Annotated in this window: 1 protein-coding gene and 1 pseudogene (1 of these 2 running past the window's edge); both read right to left on the reverse strand. The window is 69.2% G+C overall.

The genetic code is table 11. The features are described from left to right. Positions 1–309: acyl-CoA dehydrogenase family protein (locus B3446_RS11040; RefSeq protein ID WP_291380916.1), on the reverse strand; the 309-nt coding region annotated here is incomplete at its 3' end. Between the two features lie 33 nt (positions 310–342). Continuing rightward, a pseudogene (locus B3446_RS11045) lies at positions 343–656 on the reverse strand (acyl-CoA dehydrogenase family protein); it runs 714 nt beyond the window's last position.

The raw sequence follows: 656 nt of genomic DNA on the forward strand, positions 1-656 counted from the left end.
CGCCTCGCCGCAGGCGTCCGCCAGCGCCGCGCCCATCACCGCGCTCGGGATGACCGGCTCGGACACCAGCCCGCGCCCCAGCTCGACATGCACCGGCAGAAGGCTGGCGGGCACTTCGCCAAAGCCGCCGTGGTCTTGCGAAATGGTCAAGCCCAGCACGCCCAGTTCGGCCAGCGCACTCCAGGCCTGCCGGTCCAGCGTCCCCGCGGCCTGCCGGGCCCGCCGTTGGGGAAAGCTCCATGCCTGGTCCACCAGGCGGCGCAGGCTGTCGGCCAGCATGCGCTGTTCTTCCGTGTAGATGAAATCCATGCGTCGTGTTCCTGTCGGGGTTGCGCGGCGGGCCTACACGCCCAGCACGAGGCGGGCGATGATGCCCTTCTGCACTTCGGTCGTGCCGCCATAGATCGAGGTCTTGCGCATATCGGCATAGCCGGCGCCGGCGGCGGCAGCCATCTCAGGACCGGGGCCATGGAAATCGTTGTCCGCGACCAGCCAGTCGGGGTCATAGGGCCAGGCGTCCGGCCCCGCCACTTCCATCTGCAGCATGGCCAGGTCCTGCTGGATTTCAGACCCGCGGATCTTCAGCACCGAAGCCTCCGGCCCGGGCGTACCGTCGTTGCTGGCGGCCACACGCAGCAACAGCATCTCCAGCGCCA

The sequence above is a fragment of the Achromobacter sp. UBA5777 genome, from assembly GCF_002418565.1.
GTDB classification, from domain to species: domain Bacteria; phylum Pseudomonadota; class Gammaproteobacteria; order Burkholderiales; family Burkholderiaceae_B; genus Achromobacter; species Achromobacter animicus.